This window comes from Sorangium sp. So ce321 (assembly GCF_051530195.1).
In the GTDB taxonomy this organism is placed as follows: Bacteria; Myxococcota_A; Polyangia; order Polyangiales; family Polyangiaceae; genus Sorangium.
In genome coordinates this window covers 5,474,396-5,495,224 of record NZ_CP150329.1, presented here as the reverse complement: position 1 = coordinate 5,495,224, position 20,829 = coordinate 5,474,396, and the positions used below count along the sequence as shown (strand labels likewise).

19 protein-coding genes are annotated in these 20,829 nt (G+C 71.7%); 12 read left to right on the top strand and 7 right to left on the bottom strand.

The window, feature by feature from the left end:
- Positions 1–311 precede the first annotated feature (311 nt).
- Positions 312–1,106 carry a CBS domain-containing protein gene (locus WME89_RS20245; RefSeq protein ID WP_438010761.1) on the top strand — a complete coding sequence of 265 codons (795 nt, stop codon included), beginning with the start codon at positions 312–314 and terminating at the stop codon, positions 1,104–1,106.
- A 129-nt stretch (positions 1,107–1,235) separates the two neighbouring features.
- On the opposite strand, the gene WME89_RS20240 is transcribed toward WME89_RS20245, so the two are convergent.
- Positions 1,236–1,427 carry a hypothetical protein gene (locus WME89_RS20240; protein WP_437311031.1) on the bottom strand — a complete coding sequence of 64 codons (192 nt, stop codon included), beginning with the start codon at positions 1,425–1,427 and terminating at the stop codon, positions 1,236–1,238.
- A 290-nt stretch (positions 1,428–1,717) separates the two neighbouring features.
- On the bottom strand, positions 1,718–2,920 hold the full coding sequence (locus WME89_RS20235) for an FAD-dependent oxidoreductase (protein ID WP_438010760.1): 1,203 nt from the start codon (positions 2,918–2,920) through the stop codon (positions 1,718–1,720).
- Between the two features lie 88 nt (positions 2,921–3,008).
- Between WME89_RS20235 and WME89_RS20230 the strand changes: the two genes are divergently transcribed.
- Positions 3,009–4,016, top strand: coding sequence for a LysR family transcriptional regulator (locus tag WME89_RS20230; protein WP_438010759.1), 1,008 nt, complete (start codon positions 3,009–3,011; stop codon positions 4,014–4,016).
- A 400-nt stretch (positions 4,017–4,416) separates the two neighbouring features.
- A complete protein-coding gene (locus WME89_RS20225; RefSeq protein WP_438010758.1) occupies positions 4,417–4,842 on the top strand; it encodes an outer membrane protein assembly factor BamB family protein in 426 nt (141 codons plus the stop codon).
- Between the two features lie 369 nt (positions 4,843–5,211).
- On the opposite strand, the gene WME89_RS20220 is transcribed toward WME89_RS20225, so the two are convergent.
- Positions 5,212–7,527 (bottom strand): nitric-oxide reductase large subunit, encoded by a 2,316-nt coding sequence (locus WME89_RS20220; protein ID WP_438010757.1) that lies wholly within the window; start codon positions 7,525–7,527, stop codon positions 5,212–5,214.
- 207 nt (positions 7,528–7,734) lie between these two features.
- Here WME89_RS20220 and norR point away from each other — a divergent pair, with 207 nt between their 5' ends.
- Complete coding sequence (gene norR / locus WME89_RS20215) at positions 7,735–9,324, top strand: nitric oxide reductase transcriptional regulator NorR (RefSeq protein WP_438010756.1); 1,590 nt, start codon at positions 7,735–7,737, stop codon at positions 9,322–9,324.
- 100 nt (positions 9,325–9,424) lie between these two features.
- A complete protein-coding gene (locus WME89_RS20210; protein ID WP_437626871.1) occupies positions 9,425–9,835 on the top strand; it encodes a VOC family protein in 411 nt (136 codons plus the stop codon).
- 97 nt (positions 9,836–9,932) lie between these two features.
- Here the strand turns inward: WME89_RS20210 and WME89_RS20205 are convergent, their stop codons facing one another.
- Positions 9,933–10,490 (bottom strand): antibiotic biosynthesis monooxygenase family protein, encoded by a 558-nt coding sequence (locus WME89_RS20205; RefSeq protein WP_438010755.1) that lies wholly within the window; start codon positions 10,488–10,490, stop codon positions 9,933–9,935.
- 92 nt (positions 10,491–10,582) lie between these two features.
- Positions 10,583–11,473, bottom strand: coding sequence for an SDR family NAD(P)-dependent oxidoreductase (locus WME89_RS20200; protein WP_438010754.1), 891 nt, complete (start codon positions 11,471–11,473; stop codon positions 10,583–10,585).
- A 70-nt stretch (positions 11,474–11,543) separates the two neighbouring features.
- On the opposite strand from WME89_RS20200, the gene WME89_RS20195 reads away from it, so the two are divergent.
- Positions 11,544–12,227 (top strand): TetR/AcrR family transcriptional regulator, encoded by a 684-nt coding sequence (locus tag WME89_RS20195; protein ID WP_438010753.1) that lies wholly within the window; start codon positions 11,544–11,546, stop codon positions 12,225–12,227.
- Between the two features lie 178 nt (positions 12,228–12,405).
- Here WME89_RS20195 and WME89_RS20190 read toward each other — a convergent pair whose 3' ends face one another.
- Positions 12,406–13,269, bottom strand: coding sequence for an NAD(P)H-binding protein (locus tag WME89_RS20190; RefSeq protein ID WP_438010752.1), 864 nt, complete (start codon positions 13,267–13,269; stop codon positions 12,406–12,408).
- Between the two features lie 145 nt (positions 13,270–13,414).
- Between WME89_RS20190 and WME89_RS20185 the strand changes: the two genes are divergently transcribed.
- Positions 13,415–14,272, top strand: a complete 858-nt coding sequence (locus WME89_RS20185; protein ID WP_438010751.1) for a helix-turn-helix domain-containing protein — start codon at positions 13,415–13,417, stop codon at positions 14,270–14,272.
- Positions 14,273–14,300: 28 nt separating this feature from the next.
- Here WME89_RS20185 and WME89_RS20180 read toward each other — a convergent pair whose 3' ends face one another.
- The gene (locus tag WME89_RS20180; RefSeq protein WP_438010750.1) at positions 14,301–15,302 is read right to left on the bottom strand and encodes a TetR/AcrR family transcriptional regulator; all 1,002 of its coding nucleotides are present in this window, start codon (positions 15,300–15,302) and stop codon (positions 14,301–14,303) included.
- A gap of 113 nt (positions 15,303–15,415) precedes the next feature.
- Here WME89_RS20180 and WME89_RS20175 point away from each other — a divergent pair, with 113 nt between their 5' ends.
- From WME89_RS20175 to WME89_RS20155, 5 genes are all read left to right on the top strand, one after another.
- Positions 15,416–16,753 (top strand): hypothetical protein, encoded by a 1,338-nt coding sequence (locus WME89_RS20175; protein ID WP_438010749.1) that lies wholly within the window; start codon positions 15,416–15,418, stop codon positions 16,751–16,753.
- 301 nt (positions 16,754–17,054) lie between these two features.
- Positions 17,055–17,714 carry a glutathione S-transferase family protein gene (locus tag WME89_RS20170; RefSeq protein WP_438010748.1) on the top strand — a complete coding sequence of 220 codons (660 nt, stop codon included), beginning with the start codon at positions 17,055–17,057 and terminating at the stop codon, positions 17,712–17,714.
- Between the two features lie 550 nt (positions 17,715–18,264).
- A complete protein-coding gene (locus WME89_RS20165) occupies positions 18,265–18,873 on the top strand; it encodes an EF-hand domain-containing protein (RefSeq protein WP_438010747.1) in 609 nt (202 codons plus the stop codon).
- Between the two features lie 399 nt (positions 18,874–19,272).
- Positions 19,273–20,193: a class I SAM-dependent methyltransferase gene (locus tag WME89_RS20160; protein WP_438010746.1), complete on the top strand. Its 921-nt coding sequence runs from the start codon at positions 19,273–19,275 to the stop codon at positions 20,191–20,193.
- 10 nt (positions 20,194–20,203) lie between these two features.
- Positions 20,204–20,713: an NADPH-dependent FMN reductase gene (locus WME89_RS20155; protein WP_438010745.1), complete on the top strand. Its 510-nt coding sequence runs from the start codon at positions 20,204–20,206 to the stop codon at positions 20,711–20,713.
- Positions 20,714–20,829: the final 116 nt, after the last annotated feature.

Sequence of the window (20,829 nt, the reverse complement as noted above, 5' to 3'; positions counted from 1 at the left end):
AGCCTCGTTGCAAGGCCATGACCGCGGCAAACCCGCGCTGCCCAGCAGGCTCTCGCACGCCGCATGCCATGCGGTCCGGCGCTCGAGAGGCGGACTCCTCTCGCAGGGGCGGACAGCGAGCTCCCGGCGCGGGGCGGGCCAGCGGGGGCGGGCCAGCCGCATCCCGTTCGCCGGCGCGCAAACGGCGCGCGGGGGCGGAGACGTGGCGCGGCCAGGGCCACGGCGCCCCGGGGTTCGAGGGCGTGGCACGCCCGGTGCTCATCTCGTGTGCGCCTCGAGCGAAGGACGCCGGGCGAAGCGGAGAGAAGACGATGACGAGCCCTGAGCCGACCAACGGAGAGCACCACATCGCGATCGCGCACCACCTGATCCGCAGCGCGCGCGTCGTGGGAGAGGACGGGGAGGAGTCGGTCGCGGCGACGGTCTACTGTCCCTTGCAGGAGCGTTCGACGACGGTCGCTGAGTGCGAGTCGTGCCGCCGCTTCCACGCGTTGCACTTCGACGCGACCGCGCGCACGACGTCGGTCGTCTGCCATGCCGGCCCGGCGACCCCGGTCGAGGAGCGCACGGATCCGCTGCGCGGCGTGGGCGGGCCGCTGGATCCGGAGACGCCGCTCGCCGACATCATGACGAGGGACGTGCTCTGCGTCCGGCCGGATGTCACGGTCGACGCGGTCGCGGCCTTGCTCGTTGGCCACGAGATCAGCGGCGTGCCGGTCGTGGACGCGGAGGGCAGGCCGGTCGGGATGGTGTCGCGCGCCGACGTCCTGCGGGCAATGCAGGAGCGCGGGGACACGGAGGAGTCGCAGCGGGTGACCTTGCAGCCGGACGAGATCGCGCCGCTGGACATCGGGCAGGGCTTCCACGTGTACGAGCCCATCAAGACCACCGCGCGCGACATCATGACGCCCGTGGTGCTGGAGCTGCACGAGCGCGCGAGCATCCGGCAGGCCGCGTCGCTCATGGCCTACGAGGGCGTGCACCGCCTGGCCGTGACATCGGACGACGGCAAGCTCGTGGGCATCCTTTCATCGCTCGACGTGCTGCGCTGGTTCGGGCGGAGCTGCGGATTCTTGATCCCGCCGCCCGCACGCAAGAGGAGCTGAGGTCCGAAGTCGCGAGCCCGGGGACTGGCACCGCTCGCCGACAGGGGCCTCCTCGCAGCGGATCTCGGTGCGTGCGATTCTGGAACGCCCTGTCCAGAATGACAGCGCGACCGGGCCGCTCACCCCCCACTACGCCGCTCCTGTCGCGTCGGCCTCCGCCGCGAGCACGAGCGCCCACCCGGTATCGATCCACCGGGTCGCCGCCCTCGGCGTCCCTTCGAGGTAGCGCAACCGGTTGACCCGTTGCTCGTCCAGCAGGCCTCCGTTCTTCTTCACATCATCGCGCGCGACGATCACCCAGGCGAGATCGGTGAGCGACACGGTCCGCTCCTCGAAACCACCCGGGCCACCATCGATGCGCACCCCGCCGGCCTAGGTCCGCCCCGCGGCCGGTCACGGGCGAGCTCCTGATCGCCGGCAAGACAGCCACAGGCCGCGCCACGGTCGAGCTGCTCCGGATGAACCGGCCTCTCGTCGTCGAGATTCGACGGGAAGAAGCGGTGCGAGGCCGGTTCCCGTAAAGCGCGCCGCCGAGGCGCACCGAAGGCGGCGCGCCGTCCACGCGGACGGGAGATGGGCGGTAGCTCGGCGACGAGTCCCCCCTCCACCCGCTACCCCACCCGCGCCTCCCAGTCGATCCGGTACGCGTACGCGCGCTCCTGCGCCGTCGCGCCGATCCGCAGGAACAGCGGCAGCGCCCGGTCGCGGAACCACTCCGCCACCGGGCCGGCGACGGCCTTGCGGCTGCCGTTCCGCCGCGCCTGCCGGACGATCGCCTCGACGCGCGGCCGCCGCAGGCGCTCGAAGGCCGCGAACGCCTGCTCCGGCTCGGCCGCGTCGCGGAGGCACCTCGCGAGGAGCATCCCGTCTTCCATGGCCAGCGACGCGCCCTGACCGGCGTGCGGGGTCGCCGCGTGCGCCGCGTCGCCGATGAGGCACACCCGGCCAGCGTGCCAGCGCGGCATCGTGAGGATATCGTGGAGCCGCCACGGCCCGAGCACCTCCGGCGTCGCGCGCACCACGTCGGCGATCCAGCCCGGATCGCCCTCGTGCGACGCCAGGATGCGCTCGCGGAGCGACCCCGGCGCGAGGGCGCCGCCCGCCTCGGGCTCCCCGCTGTTGTGGAACCACCAGACCTCGCCGTCCGGCGCCGCGAACGCGCCGAAGAACGCGCGCCGGCCGAACACCATCACGTTCCAGCCGGGCGAGAGCGGCGCCGAAGGGCAGCGCGCGAACCCGCCGAAGTCGATGAGCCCCGTGTACCCCGGCGCCGGCGCGTCGGGCAGCGCGCGCGCCCGCGTCTGCGAGCGGAACCCGTCGCACCCGATGAGCACGTCCCCGCGCGCCTCGCCCCCTTTGCCGCCCTCGCCGAAGCGCGCCACGACCTCGCGCGGATCCGACCGGTCGATGTCGGCGAGCCGCATGCCGTAGCGGATCTCGACGCCGTGCCGGACCGCCTCCTCCGCGAGCGCGGCCTGCAGCGCGCCGCGCCGGATCATCACGAGCCCCGCCCCGAACCGCCGCGCCGCCTCGCGCTGGTCGATCTCGCCGATGCGCCGGCCGCGCGCGTTCTCGAACCGGAGCCCCTCGCAGGGCGCGCCCCGCGCCTGCACCGCGCCCGCGATGCCCAGCTCGACGAGCACGTTCATCCCGTTCGGCGCGACGCCGAGGAACGCGCCCTCGCTCTCCACAAGCGCCTCGCGCGCCTCGTAGATCGTCACCTCGACGCCGAGCCGCCGCAGGAACATCCCGAGCACCGGGCCCGCGATACCCCCGCCGATGAGGATCGCGCGCCGCACACCCCGCTGTTTCATCCCGAAACCTCCTCTCGATGTCCGGCCAGCATGGGTGGGACTGGCGCTCATTGCCAGTGATGATCCGTGATGATAATCGTCACTGCCGGTGAACTTATCCGCGATCGACCTCAACCTGCTGCTCGTCCTGCACACGGTGCTCGAGGAGCGGAGCGCGGCGCGGGCGGCGCGGCGGCTCCGCGTCACGCCGTCGGCGGTGAGCAACTCGCTCGCGCGGCTGCGCGCCCACTTCGGCGACCCGCTCGTCGTGCGCAGCGGGCGCGGCCTCGTGCCGACGCCCCGCGCCCTGGAGCTCGCGCCGCGGCTGCGGGCGGCGTTCGGGGAGATCGCGGGGGCGCTCGAGGGAGAGCGCTCCTTCGACCCGAAGGCGACGACGCGCGCGTTCACGCTCGCTTGCTCGGACGTCGACCAGATCTGCAGCCTGCCGGCGATCGCGCGGGCGTTCGCGGCGGAGATGCCGCGCGCGGCCCTCCGCGTCGTGAGCGTCGACCACCTCGAGGCGTCCGGCGGGCTCGGCGGCGGCGAGGTCGACGCGGCGCTCTCGCCCGCGTACCCGCTCCCCCCCGGCCACCACGCCGCGGACCTCTTCGCGCAGGAGAGCGCGTTCCTCGTCCGCCGCGACCACCCGTGCGCCGGCCGCCGGCTGACGCGCGAGCGCTTCAACTCGCTGCGCCACATCGACATCCACCTCGCGCTCGGGCGCGGCGGCATCGGCAACCGCGCCGCCCAGGAGCTGCTCGCGGACCACGGGCTTCGCCGCGAGATCGCCGTCACCGTCCCGACCTTCGCCGCCGCCGCGGTCGTCGCCGCGAGCACCGATCTCGTCACCGGGATGCCGCGCCGCCTGGCCGACGCGCTCGCGCCGCTCGCGCCGCTCGCCACCGTCGAGCCGCCGGTGCCCCCGATGGTCTTCCGCATGCAGCTCGTCTGGCACGAGCGGACGCACCTCGACGAGGGCGCCCGCTGCTTCCGCGAGGTCGTCATCGCCGCCCTGCGCGAGCCCCCACGCAGGCGCAGCGAAGAGGGGCGCAATCAGAAGAGGAGTTTGATCGAGAAGGCAGGGAGACGAAAAGAGAGGTCGCGCCGCGCTTCCTGACCTCTCCCCCGCCGCCGCTCTCGCGCCGCTCCGGCGACCGCGAGGGCCGCCGCTGCGAGCCGCCGCGCACGGCCGCGGCGCCCCCGTGACCCGATCTTCTGCGAGTGTTCCCTGCGATGCGCTCCTCCAGCGACGGCGCCCATCGCCGTCAGCAGGACGAACGAAAGCACGTCGACGGGCGGCGACCCTACCGGATCCTGTCTCATGCCGGCACGCGCACCTCCGCGACGACCTGCCAGGGCGCTTCACCCCTCCTACGCCGCCCTGGCGTTTGCCTGCGCATCCCTGCGCCGCGCCTCGCCTGGGCGCGCCCGGCTCACGACGGCGCGCGTGCTCGCAATTTGCCGCCCGAGCACCGCGCTGATAACGATCCAGGCTCGTTCAGGAAGGAAGGCAAAGAATGAGCGAATATCGGACGACCGCCGCGGCGCCGGTGCTGGTGGCGGCGTTCCTGGGTCGGATCTTCGGCGTCGATCCGGTCACCGGGCGGGTGCTGTGGGAGCACAAGCAGGACGGCGCCGCCGGCAACTCGTCGACCTCGCTCCTGGTCACGCCCGCGGCGATCTACTCGGCGACCTTCAGCAGCGTCGCCTGTCTGCGTTACCCGACGGGCGAGCTGCTCTGGCAGTCGCAGACCGCGCAGGTCCATGGCCGCGCCACGCTCCTCCTGGAAGGCGACCGGCTCTTCGTCGCCAAGGGGGGCGAGATCCAGTGCTTCTCGCTGACCGGCCAGAGCCTCTGGTACAACCGCTTCAAGGGCAAAGGGATTGGCGCGGTCGCCATGGGTGTGCCGGACAATACCGCCCAGTCCGACGACCCGAACTGACGGGCGCTCCGAGCTACGCGGTCCGGCAAGACGGCGCCCTTCGGCCGGATGGCCGCGGACAGCGCCGCCGGACCGCTCTCCACGCCACGATGACGAGCCGGACGCGGGCGCCGCGCGCGAGGGCCGCGAACACGTAGCTGCTCAGCCTGCTGCGGCTCCGCGCATCACGGGAGGATCCCGCGCCGGCGCGATGAGCCGCGACAGCGTGCCCGCAGCGTCATGGCCGCGCAGCGCAGCCGCCAGCGCTGCCAGGAGAGGCGCAATCAAAAGAGAAAGGCACAGAGGGCACCGGACCTCATCTCTCGTCCGCTGTGCCCTCTGCGCCTCTGTGGTTCACTCTCTCTTCTTCGCCTGGAACCAGCCAGGAGCTCAGGCCGCCGGAGCGCTCCTGGCCATCGCCCCCGCCTCGCCCGCCTCACCCGCCGCCGCGGGCCTCGCCGAGGCGACGCCCGCCGGCCGCCGCGTGAAGAGCCCCGCGACGAACCACACGAAGGCCGCCACGCCGGCGATGAACAGGCTGTCTCCGACGAACCGCATCCAGCGCAGCGCCTCGAGGAGCGGCTGCTGCATGAACTCCGCGCTCCGCGCGTACCACAGCCCGCGCTCGACGCTGGCCCACGCCTGCGCGAGCCCGATCGGCAGGAGGCTCAGCAAGATCATGAGCCCGAGCCCGCCGTTCATCCCCCAGAAGGCGACCCGGAGCCGCGCCTCGCTCCAGACCGCGTGAGGGAACAGGCGGCGGAGCATCAACAGCACGAGGCCGAGCGAGAGCAGCCCGTAGACGCCGAAGAGGGCGGCGTGCGCGTGCACGGGCGTCGTGTTCAGGCCCTGCATGTAATAGAGCGCGATCGGCGGGTTGATGAGGAAGCCGAAGAGCCCCGCGCCCACGAAGTTCCAGAACGCGACCGCGACGAAGAACTGGATCGGCCAGCGATACGCCTGCATCCACCCGCTCCGGTGCTGCATCTGCCAGGTCTCGCGCGCCTCCATCCCCACGAGGACGAGCGGCACCACCTCGAGGGCGCTGAAGCTCGCGCCGACGGCCATCGCCGAGACCGGCGTGCCGCTGAAATACAGGTGGTGGAACGTGCCGGGGATGCCCGAGACGAGGAAGATGCACGTCGAGAGCAGGGCCGCCCGCGCCGCGCTGTCGGGCCTCAGGAGCCCGAGCCGCGTGAACAGGAACGCGATCGCCGCGGTGGCGAACACCTCCATGAACCCCTCGACCCAGAGGTGCACGACCCACCAGCGCCAGTACTCCATCACCGACAGGTGCGTCTTCGCGCCGTAGAACATGCCCACGCCGTAGAACATCCCGATCGCCACGGTCGCGCCGGTGAAGAGCAGCACGATGTGCCGGCTCAGGTCGCGCCGCGCGAGCGCGGGCCAGAGCGCGCGCAGCATGAGGACGAGCCAGAGCACGAGGCCGCCGAAGAGCGCGATCTGGAAGGCGCGGCCGAGGTCGACGTACTCGTACCCCTGGTGCCCGAACCAGAACGACATCTCGAGCGCGAAGCGCTGCTTCACCGACAGCCACTCTCCCGCGAGCGAGCCGAAGACGACGAAGACGAGCGCCGCGAAGAGGACGTTCACCCCGAGGCGCTGCCCCCGCGGCTCGCGCCCGCCCACGGCCGGCGCGAGGAACAGCCCGGTCGCGAGGAAGGCCGTCGCGATCCAGAAGACGCCGAGCTGGACGTGCCAGGTGCGCGTCACCGCGTAAGGCAGGTAGTCCGCGACGGGCAGCCCGAAGACCTCGTGTCCCTCGACGGTGTAGTGCGCCGTCAGCGCGCCGAGCGCGACCTGGAGCACGAGCAGCGCGACGACGACGACGCAGTACTTCGCGACGGCCCGCATCGACGGGGTGAGCACCCAGCCCTCCAGCGGATCGCGCGCGGGCGCGGGGACCGACGGCTCCTCGGCCCGGCGGAACGCGTGGTACCAGACCAGCGCGCCGATGCCGGCGAGCAGCAGCACGACGCTGACCACCGACCAGAGCACGTTGGCGCTCGTGGGCACGTTGCCGATGAGCGGCTCATGAGGCCAGTTGTTCGTGTAGCTCGCGCCCGTCCCGGGGCGCTCCGCGGCGCAGGCCCACGAGGTCCAGAAGAAGAACGCCGTCAGCTTGTCGCGCCGCCCCGCGTCGGGGACCGCGCCCGTGTGCAGCGCGTAGCTCTCGCGCAGCCCGGTGAGGCCCGGCTCGTCGCCGAACAGCGCGCGGTAGTGCGCCGCCGTCTCCTCGATCGCCCGCGCGCGGTCGTCGGAGACGGTGAGCGCCCCGGTCGCCGGGTCGAACCCGTTGTGGCGCATCGCCTTCTGGAGGCGCGCCTTGAGCGCGGCCTGCGCCTCCTCGGGCAGCGCCGCGAACGGCGCGCCGTGCTCGCGCTCGCTCCATAACGAGAGCTGCGCCTCGGCCTCGCGATGGAGCCAGTCGGCCGACCAGTCCGGCGCCTGGTAAGCGCCGTGCCCCCAGACGCTGCCGACCTGCTGTCCGCCGATGCTCTGATAGACGAGCTGCCCGTCGAGGATATCGTCCTTCGTGAGCAGCACCCTGCCAGACGCCGTCTGCACCCGCTCGGGGATCGGCGGCGCCTTGCGGTACACCTCCCGGCCCATGAAGCCGAGGATCAAGAACCCAGCGGTGATGACGGCGGCGAGCGCCAGCCAGAGTCGTCGTAGGCTATGCATATCGACCTCGTTGTTCGCGTGAGCCCCGGGCGCGCCCGCGCCTCCGCGGCGCGGCTCCGGGAGTTCCGGTCGTGACACCAGGTCCTGAAGCAGGCGGCGTGCCCAGCGCCTGCATCCCTTCGTTTCGCGGATCGAGAAGGCCAATGTTGCGCTTTCAGCAACATGCGCCCGTTGTCGAATTCACAACGGCGTTGTACATTCGACAACATGCCCAACCTGGAGGCGCTGCTGTCGGTGGCGCTGGATCTCACGACGTCGCTGGGGGCCGAGGATCGCTACAGGCGCCTGCTGGAGGCGGTGCGGCAGCTGGTGCCGTGCGATGCCGCGTGCCTGATGCGGTACGACGACGGCGTGCTGGTGCCGCTCGCGGCGCACGGGCTCGCGCCGGAGGCGCTGGGGCGCACGTTCTGCGCCAGGGCGCATCCGCGGCTCGACATCCTCTGCCACGCCGAGGCGCCGGTGCGGTTCCCGCCGGACACCGATCTTCCGGATCCTTTCGACGGGCTGCTCGCGTCGGACGCGACGTCGCTCGCGCACGTCCACGCCTGCCTCGGCTGCCCGCTGCGCGTCGAGGGCAAGCTCCTCGGGCTGCTCACCGCGGACGCCCTCGACCCGCGCGCCTTCGAGGGGGTCGATGAGGCGACGCTCTCGTGGGTGGGCGCGCTGGCGGGCGCGGCGGTGCGCACGAGCCAGCTCATCGACGCGCTCGAGCACAGCGCCGAGCGGCTCGGCCTCGTCGCCGACGACCTCCGGCGGGCGGCGGAGCGCGAGCGGGGCGCCGGTCTGCTCGGGACGAGCCCGGCGATGCAGAAGCTGCGGGACGAGATCGCGCTCGTGGGGCCGTCGGATCTCACGGTGCTGATCACGGGCGAGACGGGCGCCGGCAAGGAGCTCGTGGCGCGCGCCGTCCACGCGGCGTCGGCGCGGCGGCGCGAGCCGCTGCTCCACGTGAACTGCGCGGCGCTGCCCGAGTCGGTGGCGGAGAGCGAGCTGTTCGGCCACGTGCGCGGGGCCTTCACCGGGGCGGAGCACAACCGGCCTGGCAAGCTCGAGGTCGCCGACAAGGGCACGCTGTTCCTCGACGAGATCGGCGAGCTGCCGCTGTCGATCCAGCCGAAGCTCCTGCGCGCGCTGCAGGAGGGCGAGGTGCAGCGGGTCGGCGCCGACAGGTCGCTGCGCGTCGATGTCCGCGTCATCGCGGCGACGAACCGCGACATCGAGAAGGAGGTGGCGGAGGGGCGCTTCCGGGCCGACCTGTTCCACCGGCTCAACGTCTACCGCCTCGCGGTGCCGCCGCTGCGCGAGCGGAGGAGCGATGTCCCGCTGCTCGCCGGCCACTTCTGCGACGCGGCGCGCGCGCGGCTCGGCCTCGGGCCGGTGCGCCTCACGCCGGCCGCGCGCGGGCTGCTGATGAGCAGCGCGTGGCCGGGGAACGTGCGCGAGCTGGAGAACACGCTGTTCCGGATGGTGCTGCAGGCGTCGCGGGGCGTCCCGCGCGGGGCGCCCGTGCTGCTCGAGCCGGCCCACGTCGGCGCGGGCCTCCCCGGCGCGGCGGCGCCGGGGCGGGGCGGCGGCGCGGCGCAGGAGAAGGAGCAGGAGCAGGAGAAGGCGCGGCCCGCGGGGGACGGCGGGGCGCAGGAGCAGGCGCCGCTGAACGAGCAGGTCGACGCCTTCCAGCGCGGCCTCATCCGGGAGGCGGTGGCGCGGCACGAAGGCAACTGGGCCGCCGCGGCGCGCTCGCTCGGGATGCACCGCAGCAACCTGCACCACCTCGCGAAGCGGCTCGGGCTCCGCTGAGCCGGCGCGCGCGTCCGCCGTCGCGCCGGGGCCGCGAGGTGATGTATCTTCGTGCGCGCGCCGCTCCCCTCCCCCGGCGCCGTCGACGGAGGCTCTCCCCATGTTCAAACGCATCGCGCACGTATGTCTCTACGTGAGAGATCTGCAGCGCTCGGTCGACTTCTACGGCAAGCTCGGGTTCACCACGAAGTTCCGCTTCACGCGCGAGGGCGCGCCGTTCGGCGCCTACATGGAGATCGCCGACGGCAACTACGTGGAGATATTCGAGGATCGCAACCTCGGCGAGGTGGTCAACACCGGCATCGCGCACTTCTGCCTGGAGACCGAGGACATGGACGCCGTGATGGCGACGCTGAAGAGCCGCGGAGTCCCCTTCACCGAGAAGAAGCTCGGCTGCGACAACACCTACCAGATCTGGCTCGCGGACCCCGACGGCAACAAGTTCGAGGTGCACCAGTACACGTCGACGAGCACGCAGCGCACCGGCGGCGTGATCGAGGCGGACTGGTAGCCGCCGGGGCGGCCGCGCCGGGGTCGCGGCGCGCCGTCACGCAAGCGGCCGGGAAGTCTCCTGGCGGCCGCGGGGTGAGCGCGCCGCCCCGGACTGCTCATCTCGGGCAGTCGAGGTTGATCACCGCGAGGTCGTAGTTCATCACGGTCTGCTCGGGATCGATGAGGAGCTCGGCGTCGCGCGGGAGGTGGCGCGTCTTGCGGATGTCATCGCCGGCGTACGCGCGGATGTCGTCGCGCGACCTCCAGTAGCTGATCACCATGAAGTGCGTCTCCGCGCCCACGGTCTCGCGCATCAGCTGATAGCCGAGGTTCCCCGGGATGGTGCGGAACTTGGGGAGCGCGCTGGAGATATACGCCGTGTATGCCTCGGCCTTTTCATTGGTCGTGCGCCCGTGCCACACGCGAGCGATGCGCGCCGCGCAGGACGACGGCGCGGCGGCGGGCGCCGGGGGCGTCGCGGGGTCTGCCGTGGGGGCTGCGGCCGGCTGCGCGGGGGCGGGCGCGACGGCGGGATCCGGGGTAGCTGGCGGCGTCTGCTCCATGCTGGAGGTGCAGCCGATCAGGGCGCACGCGGCGAGCAGCGCGACAGGCGCGAGAGGGACGCGGCGCACGGTGCGGTTCGGCGCATGCTGCAGTCGAGCGGGGATGGTCATGCCGCCAAGTATGCACGAGACCGTCGCGGCCGGACGGCTCCTTATCAGCTCGACGAGCTCCTCGACGTCAGGGGCCGGCCCGCGAACGATCGCTAGCGGAGATGTCCTCTGGAGGTGGCCGCCAGGACAGCCGGGGCGCGCGGCTTCATCATCCCCGAGGCGATGCGCAAGGCGAGCTCACGCGGGAACAAGCGCGGCAAGCTGGACTGCACCCAGTTCCGCAAGCCCACGATCAGCGAGGGACTCCCCTTCTCCAGGCCGCGCAGGCCCGCAAGGACCACCTGCTCCGGTGTGGCCATCGGCCCGACTGCCACCTCGCGTGTCCCCACCACGTCGAAGAAGCCCGTCTCCACCGGGCCCGGGCACAGGGCGAGGAGGCGCACCCCGCGCTCGCGGTTCTCCGCCCACAGCGCCTCCGTGAAGGAGAGCACGAATGCCTTGGTCGCTCCGTACGTCGCCATGTACGGCAAGGGCTGGTAAGCGGCGATCGAGGCCACGTTGATGATCCCTCCCTCGCCGCGCTCGACCATGCCCGGAAGGAAGAGGTGGCTCAGGTCCACCACGGCGGTGACGTTGAGCGTCACCTGCTCGTGCTGTCTGGCGAAAGGGGCCTCGTGGAACGGCCCGTGCGTGCCGAACGCCGCGTTGTTGACGAGCAAGTCCACGTGCAGGCCCTTCTCCTCGCACCGCGCGTGGAGCGCGCGCGCCGCCCCGTCCTGGCTGAGGTCCGAGGCCACCACCTCGACCCCGACGCCGTGGCGCTTCGCCAGCTCCGAGGCCAGCGCGCGGAGCTTGCCCTCGGAGCGCGCCACGAGGACGAGGTCCATGCCGCGCGCGGCGAGCTCGCGGGCAAACGACTCGCCGATGCCCGAGGAGGCGCCGGTGACGAGCGCGCGTCGGCCCCGGTACGGGAACGGGCCCGAGGCCCGGGCGGCTCGAGACGAAGAGGAACGGGATTCATGCCGTGAGGAAGGAGTTCGCATGTGCTAAGAATGTGAGCTCCCGCTCACGTTCTCAACTCGCCTTGTGTTCACGTTTCCGCAAGGAGCCTTCATGCAGACGAGTGCATCGCTTTCCCGCCGAAGAAAGCCCCGCCAGACGCGGTCCCAGGTGACCTACGACGCCATCCTCACGGCGACCGCTCGCGTTCTCGTCAAGGATGGCTACGAGGCAGCCAGCACCAACCGCATCGCGCAGGAGGCGGGGGTCAGCGTCGGCTCGCTGTACCAGTACTTCTCGAGCAAGGAGGGGCTGGTGATGGCGGTCATGGATCACCACCGCGCCAGGTCGCTCGCGAGGTTCGAGGCCGGGGTGGCGAAGCTCGCGGGCGCGCCCCTGCGCGTGGCGCTCGCGGAGCTCATCGGCGAGGTGCTCGCGGAGAAGGCAGCCGATCCCCGGCTGCACCAGGCGCTGCACGAGCTCTTGCCGCGCATGCGCCAGCTCGGCTACCTGGACTCCCACGAGCCGAAGCTCTTCCGCGCGGTGCGCGCCTTCCTCGCGCCTCGCGCGAAGGACATCCGCCCGCGCGACCTCGACATGGCCGTGTTCATCCTCGTCCACTCGGTCAATGCGCTCGCGTATGCCGTGACGACCGAACGCCCCGAGTACCTCCAGGGCGACGCCTTCGTGGAGGAGCTGTGCTCCCTCGTGGTCGGCTATCTCCGCCCCGAGCCGGCGCGCCCCCGCCCCGCAAGTCGCAGGCACTCCTCGGCGCGCCGGGGAGAAGGCGTCGTGTGAACGTCGCGTCTGCATCGTCGACCCTGCTGACCCCCCTCGGCCGAGCTCCGCGTCAGGGCCGCGCGGCCGCGCCAGATCGGCTCGTCGGCGCGAGCTCCGGAGTACCCTCCGGCCGATGTCCGGTCGAGCGGAGCTCACGGCGCTGGCACATCTCGGCGGCTCTCGACGCCTCGTCCCATCACACCGCGCCCGGCGCCCCGCCGAACGCCGCCAGATTCTCGCGCACCCACGCCTCGAAGCGCAGCGGCTCGCGGCCGAGCACCGCCTCGACGTCGTCGCTCAGCACCGCGGCCTTGTCTTCGCGCAGGAAGCTGACCCCCTCGAAGACGGTCTCCGCGAGCTCGCGCGCGGCGCCCGCCGCCAGCATCTGATCGCGCAACCTGTCCGGCGGAACATCCGTCGTCTCGATGGAGCGCCCAATCGCTCTCGCCAGACTCGCCACCTGATCACGGGCGCTCATCAGCTCGGGGCCGGTGAGCGTGTACGTGCTGCCGTCGTGACGAGCCGACGTCAGCGCCGCGACGGCGACGGCCGCCACGTCGCCTGGGTGGATGATCCCTTGCCGGCCGTCTCCCGTCGAGAGGGGCACCACCCCGCCCGCACGGATGGCCGCCGCCCATTGCAGCACGTTCGACGCGAACCCCACCGGCCGGAGCAGGGTCCACGCGAGGCCCGATATCCGCACCGCTTGCTCGCCGGCCCGGTGCCAGTCTCCGATCCGCGACGGGAGATCGGCGCCGAAGGCCGAGAGCTTCACCAGCCTCTTCACGCCGCTCTTCTGCGCTGCGTCGACCATCGTCACGTCATGCGCCGCGATGGACGGGCCCGGCGCGCTGAGCATGAACAGCGCCTCGACCCCTTCGAGCGCGGGCCGCAGCGAGGCAGGCTCCTCGAAGTCGCCGCGGACCAGCTCCACCTCGCGACCGAGCGACGCCGCCTTCGCCGGATCCCGGGTCAACGCGCGGACCGGCGCGCCCCCCTCGACCAGCTGCCTCACGACCTCTCGACCGATGGTGCCGGTGGCACCCGTTATCAGGATCATCTGTGCGTCCCTCTTCTTTGCGGCCCACGCGCCTCGCGTGCCCTCGAGAGGTCAGCTTGCGGCGGACACACGGTGGCATCTTGAAGAAATCGGACATCACGGCGTCGTTGCCGCTCGGCGCCCCGGCGCGTAGAATGCCGACTCGATGCATGTGCCGTTCGAGCGCGTCTTGCTGCCTCCGGCGCCGCTGCGACCTTACGTGTCGAGCATCGTGGTGGCGGCTCGACCGGGTGACGCCTCGACGTGGGCGCGCCTGCCGGATACAGGTGCGTCGCTCGTCTTCTGCAGGCCATCAGCCGACAAGAGCGAGCTCCTGGCCGTCGGTCCCAGCACCCGCGCCAGGTACAAGGCAGGCCCGTCGAAGCCGCTCTTCGTGCGCGTGGGGCTCCGCGCGGGCTGCGCCCGCCCGCTCCTGGGCGCCGCGCTCCACGAGCTCGCCGACCGCGCCGTCTCGGTGGACGAGCTGTGGGGCGCGCGCGGCGCACGGGCTCTCGACGAGCTCGCCACGGCGGAGGGCGACGTCGGCGAGGTGCTCCGGACGCTCGAAGAGCTCATCCTCGAGGGCGCGCGCGGTGAGCGGGTCATGGACGGCGCCTCGCGTGTGAGGCTCCTGGACCGCGCCACCAGCCTGCTCGACGGCGGCGCCGACCTCCCGCCCGAGCGGGTACACGCGCTGGCGCAGCGGCTCGGGCTGAGCGAGCGGCAGCTGCGGAGGCTGTTCCAGGACGAGATCGGCGTGTCTCCCAAGCGCTATGCCCGGATCGCGCGCCTCCGGCGCGTCCTCTCGAGGGTCGGCACCTCGAGCTGGGCGCAGCTCGCCGCCGAGCTCGGCTTCTCGGACCAGCCGCACCTGAACGCCGAGTTTCGCGAGCTCCTGGGGGTCACGCCGCGGGCCTTCGTCGAGCGCCGCTTCCCTCGCGTGGGGCAGTGCGGATCGATCGCGGCGCCTTCCCCCAGCCCGCCCGAGGCCGATGCGGCCCGGCCTGGCCCGGCGGCGGCATAGGGACATCGTTCACCTGCCACCCGACCGGTTAGCGGGCCGCGGGCGGCGACGCGTTGCGCGCCCGGTAAGCGCGCTGCTGGCAGGCCCGTGAGCAGTAAGCCCGCGGCCGCCCCGTGGCAGGCTGGGCGATCTCGCCGCCGCACTGCGCGCACGTCGGCCGATCCTCACGCCGAGGGGTGCCGCCGGGAGTTTCGTCACACTCACGCGCCAGAGTCCCCGTTTCGTCACAAGTTTCGTCACGGTCGAGGGAGCGCGCTCGGACGAGCGCCTCGATGCCCTCGAGCACGCGCTGCAGGCCGAACAGGAACACCTCCTCCGTGAAGGGGTGCTCGTCGAAGGCGCCCGAGCGCATCAGCTTCGCCATCGTCGGGAGGCGCTCCGGGTCGAAGAGCTTGTCCCAGAAGTACGCGCGCTCGGACCACCACTGCTCGTCGGTGATGCCGGTCTCCCGCTCGGCCTCGGCCGCGTCCACCGAGTGCCTCGCCGCGCCGCGGACGTACCCGTCGACGAGGTGGACGGCGGCGATCACCTCGCGGTCGCTGAGGCCGATCCCGCAGACCGCGCGGAGCTCCGCGTCGTACGCCGCCATCCCGTTCGGCCCCATCACGGGGCGCACCGGCGTTACGTGCAAGAACCACGGATGGCGGTGGTACAGCGCCCAGTCCGCGAGCGCCGCCGCCTCGAGCTTGGCCCGCCACCCCCCGGGGACGTCGTCGACGAGGGGTAGCTCCCCCGCGACGGTGTCCAGCATGAGATCCAGGAGCTCGGCCTTGCTCGGAACGTACCGGTAGAGCGACATCGTGGTGAACCCGAGCTTCCCGGCGACCCGCTGCATCGACAGCGCCGAGAGCCCCTCGCCGTCGGCGAGCTCGATGGCGGCCCGCACGATCTGATCGACGCTCAGGCCAGGCTTGGGCCCCCGGTTCGGCCGCTTCCTGGCCCCCCAGAGGAGCTCCAGGCTGCGCACGGCGTCGCCGCCGCCGCTGTACTCCGTCGCCGTTTTCCGACGCCTCTGTGGTTTGACAGCCATCTCTCGACTGCGTATACCACACACTTAAACGTGTACATTATACACATTTCAGGGAGGCCCGCTTGAAGCAGCACGACCCGAGGCGATCGATTCGATCGACGCGAACGACGACCATGCCCCTCCACGCGCGCGGCCTCTCGGCCGTCGTGCCGCTCGCGCTCTCGCTCGGATGCGCGGCGCAGGAGCGCGAGCCGACGCCGGAGCCCACGTTCTGGCAGGACGTCGCGCCGATAACCACGTCCAGGTGCACCGCGTGTCATCAGGAGGGCGGGCTCGCGCCCTTCCGCCTGGACGACTACATCTCGGCGAAGGCGCGCGCCGGCGCGATCGACGACGCCGTGCAGGGCGGCCATATGCCCCCGTTTCTCGTGACGCACGACGGCTCGTGCGGCGACTTCAAGGACGAGGCGACGCTCACCGCCGAGGAGCTCGACATCATCCATCGCTGGGCGGCCGGGGCGCGCGCCGAGGGAGACCGGGCGGGCGCGCCGCCGGCCCCGCCCGTGCCCACGCTGGAGGGCGGGGTCGACTACGCGACGCCGCCGATCACCCCCATGGTCGACCCCGCCAATCCCCTCGCGGCGCACGACGAGTGGCGGTGCTTCCAGGTGGACCCGGGCATCGAGGCGGACCGCTTCATCACCGGATATCAGGTGACTCCCGGGGTCCGGTCCATCGTTCATCACGTCACCGTCTTTCGGGTGACTCCCTCGGAAGCGTCGCTGGTGGAGGGCAAGACGAACCAGGATGTGATGACGGAGCTCGACGGCGCCTCGCCAGACCGGCCCGGCTGGGAGTGCTTCGGCGGCCCGGCCGACGAGATGCCGTTCCAGCCGCTGTTCGCCTGGGCGCCCGGGCAGGACGTTGTCGAGTTCCCCGGCGGCACCGGGGCGCCGGTCGCCTCGAAGGACCATTTCGTCGTCCAGGTGCATTACAACCTGCATGACCACGCGGACGCCGCGGCCGAGGACTCGACGCGCATGCGGCTCCGCTATGAGGACACCGTGGAGCGGCGCGCCGTGTTCCTCGGGGACGACGGCTTCCTCACGAGCCTCTTCGAGCCCGAGGGTCCGGACACGCTGCCGCCCGGCCAGCAGGACGCTGCCTACACGTGGCGCAGGACGCGGGCGGAGCTCGCGCTCGACCCGGCGCTGCCCCCGATCGAGGTGCTCGGCGTGATGCCGCACATGCACGAGCGCGGGCGCACCTTCGACCTGCGCGTGGCGTCGGGGGCGCAGGAGAGCTGCATCGCGCGCGTGGACGACTGGGATGTCCACTGGCAAAGCGTGTACTGGTACCGCACGCCGCCGCTGCTCGACCCGGGCTCCTCGGTCGAGGTGACATGCACCTTCGACACGCGCGACGCCGAGGCCCCCGTGCTGCCAGGGTGGGGCACGCAGAACGAGATGTGCAACATGAACATCCTGGTCGCGCTGCCGATGACGCCGTGACGTCGTGGCCGCCGCCTCGCCCGCGGCCTCGGCGGTCGCCCACGCTTCGGAGGCGTCCAGCCCGAGCTACGGAACCTGCCGGTTGACAGAACTTCCTCCTGCGCGACCCGGCACCGCCGCTCACCGGATTCGCGACACGTTTGTTGCTCCCAGGGGCGCTGCCCCTGCGTTAAACCTCTCGTCGCCGGCGGACAGCGCGTGAGCACGCGCCGCGTGGGCATGAGCGAAGGATGGCCGAAGGTCATCCAGAGGATCGGCGCCATCGCCGAGGAACACAACTCCACAGAGGCAAAGAATCCAGATGGACAAGATCACCGTCACGGGATTTCGCTGGGTCCCGCCGTTCGCCCAGGGGCTCGTTCGCGACTTGCGCGTGCGCTGGGCGCTGGAGGAGGCCGGGCTCCCCTATGAGGTCAGGCTGATCGATCTCGAGGAGCGGAGCTCGTCCGCATACCGTCAGAAGCACCCCTTCGGGATGGTACCGACGTTCGAAGCGGATGGTCAGGGGCTGTTCGAGTCGGGCGCCATCGTGCACCACATCGCCGCGGACTCCGAGGCGCTGATGCCCGCCGATCGGCACGGCCGCGCGAGCACGGTCACCTGGATGTTCGCCGCGCTCAACACGGTCGAGCCGCCGATCCAGAACCTCTCCGTGATGGACCTGCAGCAAAGCGAAGAACAGTGGGCGAAGCTGCGGCGTCCCGGAGCCGTGGAGGCGGTGAAAGTACGGCTCAGCGCGCTCTCCGCTTGGCTCGACGGGCGCGACTACCTGGTCGATCGCTTCACCGCGGCGGACGTCCTGATGACGACCGTGCTGAGGCTCATCCGGCACACAGACCTGGTGGCCGAGTTTCCCGTGCTCGACGCCTACGTCAAGCGCTGTGAGGCGCGGCCTGCCTTCCAGAAGGCACTGCGCGAGCAAATGGCGGACTTCGCTCGAAGCGCTCCAGTCGCAGCCTGAGGCCATGAATGGCCAAGGCCTTGAACTTCAATAGCGACGTCATGAGCGTGCGGATCACGACCTGCCTCCCGTAGCGCTCGGGCGCCGACAGGCAACAGGACGTCACCGAAGGGTTTCGCGCCCCCGGGCGCGCGCAGGCCCGAGAGGAGCGTCAGCAGCATGACCGCGCGGTCGAACGGCAGGCGCGGCCGCCCACGCCCGCGAAACTACTCGCCGCAGAGCCTGGGGATGCATGAATTCTTCCGCCGCTTCTGTGGCGCGCTCGGCGGGCCGCCCGTGATCCTCGTCCCGGCGACGAAGCACTATTCATTTCCCAAGGGGGCCGCGATTCTGGGCATCGGGGCCGCCAACGTGATCGACGTGCCCCTCGACGAGGACGCCCGGATGAGCATCCCCGCGCTCCGGAAGATCCTCAAGGCGTGCCTCGCCGAGCGGAGGCCCGTCTACTCCGTCGTCGCCGTCATCGGCAGCAGCAGAGGAGCAGATCCAGTTCATCCGCGACAGGATCGACCGAAAGCGCGACGAGGAGCTCCTGGCCGACGCGCAGGCCATGGCGCTCTTGCCGGAGCTCGGACCGGACGTGAACATCCTGTGTTACGCGTTCAACTTCAAGCACGCGGACGGCCGGCTCAACGCGAGCCTGGACCAGGCGAACAGGCTCAACAAGGCCATCTACGAGGTGCTGAGCATCAAGCCGGGCGAGGACGTCGCGAGCCACGATCTCATCGTGAGCACCACGGATTTCGAGCAGGCCCATTACGGCAAGGCGTTCCTCGACAGCTACAAGCGCCGCCTGGGCGTCGGCGGGTCCGAGGGGAACACCATCACCGTGCTCCGCTCGACGGTGCTGAACCCCTGGCTCACGGAGGACGAGGAGGACTCGTTCCTCGACATGCTGGAGGCGGAGTTCCGGGAGGCCATCTCGCGGGCCATGCTCCGCGATTCGATGGGCCAGGTCTTCGAGGAAATCGACGCGAACAAAGACGGTCGCCTGGCATGGGCGGAGATCGACGCCAGGCTCCGCGCCCTCGGGCACCGCGAGGAGGAGATCGCGAAGTTCTTCCGGACGAGCGACATCACCAGCGACGGATATCTCTCGAAGAGCGAGTTTCTCGAGCACTTCTCGCAGTTCCTCGTGCACTCCAGCCTTGGGCGTTGAGCGCGGGAACCAGCACGACAGCACAACAACGAGCCGGCGCGTCCGCTGCGTAGTGCGGCTCCCGGTCGGAAGTCGGGCCGAACGAGCTCTGGATCTGGCAGTACCCGACGCGCCGGGACGCTGCGGGGCCCGTACGGCGGACGTACCGCCGCGTTGGCCGCCCAGCAAGGCAATGCAACCGACGGCGCTTCGCGCCGCAGGTGATTGCCAGATCGGTCGTTGGACAGCCGGACGGCCGCGCCGGACCTGAATGTTCGACTGCCCGTCGTCCCGGGCGCCTCCCGCTGTCGATGGAGGTTTGTGCGCGGCGCCCGCCGCGGCTGACCTCGCGGGTCGCCTTCTCGATCGCTCGCCCTGCGCGTTTGTGGTCTGCTTCCGCGTCGCCTCCAGGAGGAACCGATGCGCGCGCAAACGCCCAGCCGAACCGCCGAGATCGTCGCCGCTTACCTCGTGCTGCTCTCCCGCCACCCGGCGTTCGGCGCGATCGTGCCGCCCGAGGCCGCCGCCGCGTCGCGCTGGTTCCTGGAGGCGATCCCAGGGCTGCACGGCAGGTTCTACCGGCTCGTCGCGCCGCTGCTCGAGGCCCCCCTCGTCCGCGCGTCCCTGCGCCGCTTCGAGCGGCATCCGCCCCCGAGCATGGCGCTCGGGTTCGGGCTCCGCAGGCGCTGGATCGAGGACCAGGTCCGCACCGCGCTCGCCGCAGGCTGCTCGCAGATGGTGGTGCTCGGCGCGGGCTTCGACACGCTCGCCTACCGGCTGCACCGCGCGCTCCCCGGCGTCCGCTTCTGGGAGATCGATCACCCCGCCACCCAGGGCGCCAAGCGCGCCGCGCTCGATGCGCACGGCGGCGTGGCGCCGAACCTCACGCTGCTCCCCGTCGACTTCACGCAGCGCACCCTCGACGAGGTGCTCTCGTCGCTGCCCGGCTACGATCCGCGCGCGGCCACGGCCTTCCTCGCCGAGGGGCTGCTCATGTACCTGGCGGAGGCCGAGGTGCGCGCGACCTTTCAGGCCGTCCACGCGCACAGCGGTGAAGGCAGCCAGTTCGTGGGCACCGCGGTGGCCGTGACGCCCGAGGGGCGGCTCGACACGCCGGGCGCGAGCTGGCTGGACGAGCAGAGGCTCCGGCTCCTCGGCGAGCCAGTGAAGTGGGGTCTGCCGCGCGGCGGCCTGGGCGGGTTCCTCTCAGGGCTCGCGTTCGATCTGAAGGAGGAGGTGCGCGCCCCGGAGCTGCTCGGGCGCTACCTGCCCAGCGCGCGCCCGGGCTCCCGGCTCTCGGACACGGAGTCCTTCTTCCGCGCGGCGCGCGTCGGGGGCTGAGAGGGACCCGATGCGTATACTCGGCATCTGCGGGAGCCTTCAAGCGAGATCATCGAACCTGATGCTGCTCCACACGGCCAGAGCCATGGCCCCTGAAGGGGTCGAGCTCGTCCTGTACGACGGTATTCGCGAGCTGCCCTTCTTCAACCCGGATATCGAGGCGAGCGGCGCGCCTCCGGCGGTCGGAGAATGGCGGCGCGCCATCGCGGCGAGCGACGCGCTGCTGATCGCCTCGCCCGAGTACGGCCACAGCTTGCCGGGCGCCCTCAAGAACGCGATCGACTGGGTGATCGGCACCGGCGAGCTCGAGCGCAAGGTCGTCGGCGTCACGGCCGCGACGGTCAGCCCCGAGCGCGGGCGCCTCGGCTTGCAGGCGCTACGGGGCACGCTCGGCGCCGTGAGCGCCAGGGTCGTCGGCGGCGAGCCCATCGCGCGGGGACCGTCGTTCGAGCGCGAGCTCGCCGCGCTGCTCGGCGCCCTCATCGACGCCGCGCGCGCCGGGCCGACGAGCGAGCCGTGAACCCCTGAAGCAGACCGGAGCAACGCGCCCCAGAGCGCCATACCAGGACTCCCATCCTTGCGAGGGCCGCCGGCGCGCTGCTTCCGTGCTCGGTCGAGCGACGGCGCTCGACTGAT

Excerpts from the sequence above, each read along its gene's own strand:
- WME89_RS20245 (WP_438010761.1), top strand. The coding sequence starts at position 312 with ATGACGAGCCCTGAGCCGACCAACGGAGAGCACCACATCGCGATCGCG.
- WME89_RS20235 (WP_438010760.1), bottom strand. The coding sequence starts at position 2,920 with ATGAAACAGCGGGGTGTGCGGCGCGCGATCCTCATCGGCGGGGGTATC.
- WME89_RS20225 (WP_438010758.1), top strand. The coding sequence starts at position 4,417 with ATGAGCGAATATCGGACGACCGCCGCGGCGCCGGTGCTGGTGGCGGCG.
- WME89_RS20220 (WP_438010757.1), bottom strand. The coding sequence starts at position 7,527 with ATGCATAGCCTACGACGACTCTGGCTGGCGCTCGCCGCCGTCATCACC.
- norR (WP_438010756.1), top strand. The coding sequence starts at position 7,735 with ATGCCCAACCTGGAGGCGCTGCTGTCGGTGGCGCTGGATCTCACGACG.
- WME89_RS20210 (WP_437626871.1), top strand. The coding sequence starts at position 9,425 with ATGTTCAAACGCATCGCGCACGTATGTCTCTACGTGAGAGATCTGCAG.
- WME89_RS20205 (WP_438010755.1), bottom strand. The coding sequence starts at position 10,490 with ATGACCATCCCCGCTCGACTGCAGCATGCGCCGAACCGCACCGTGCGC.
- WME89_RS20200 (WP_438010754.1), bottom strand. The coding sequence starts at position 11,473 with ATGCGAACTCCTTCCTCACGGCATGAATCCCGTTCCTCTTCGTCTCGA.
- WME89_RS20195 (WP_438010753.1), top strand. The coding sequence starts at position 11,544 with ATGCAGACGAGTGCATCGCTTTCCCGCCGAAGAAAGCCCCGCCAGACG.
- WME89_RS20190 (WP_438010752.1), bottom strand. The coding sequence starts at position 13,269 with ATGATCCTGATAACGGGTGCCACCGGCACCATCGGTCGAGAGGTCGTG.
- WME89_RS20185 (WP_438010751.1), top strand. The coding sequence starts at position 13,415 with ATGCATGTGCCGTTCGAGCGCGTCTTGCTGCCTCCGGCGCCGCTGCGA.
- WME89_RS20180 (WP_438010750.1), bottom strand. The coding sequence starts at position 15,302 with ATGGCTGTCAAACCACAGAGGCGTCGGAAAACGGCGACGGAGTACAGC.
- WME89_RS20175 (WP_438010749.1), top strand. The coding sequence starts at position 15,416 with ATGCCCCTCCACGCGCGCGGCCTCTCGGCCGTCGTGCCGCTCGCGCTC.
- WME89_RS20170 (WP_438010748.1), top strand. The coding sequence starts at position 17,055 with ATGGACAAGATCACCGTCACGGGATTTCGCTGGGTCCCGCCGTTCGCC.
- WME89_RS20165 (WP_438010747.1), top strand. The coding sequence starts at position 18,265 with ATGGCGCTCTTGCCGGAGCTCGGACCGGACGTGAACATCCTGTGTTAC.
- WME89_RS20160 (WP_438010746.1), top strand. The coding sequence starts at position 19,273 with ATGCGCGCGCAAACGCCCAGCCGAACCGCCGAGATCGTCGCCGCTTAC.
- WME89_RS20155 (WP_438010745.1), top strand. The coding sequence starts at position 20,204 with ATGCGTATACTCGGCATCTGCGGGAGCCTTCAAGCGAGATCATCGAAC.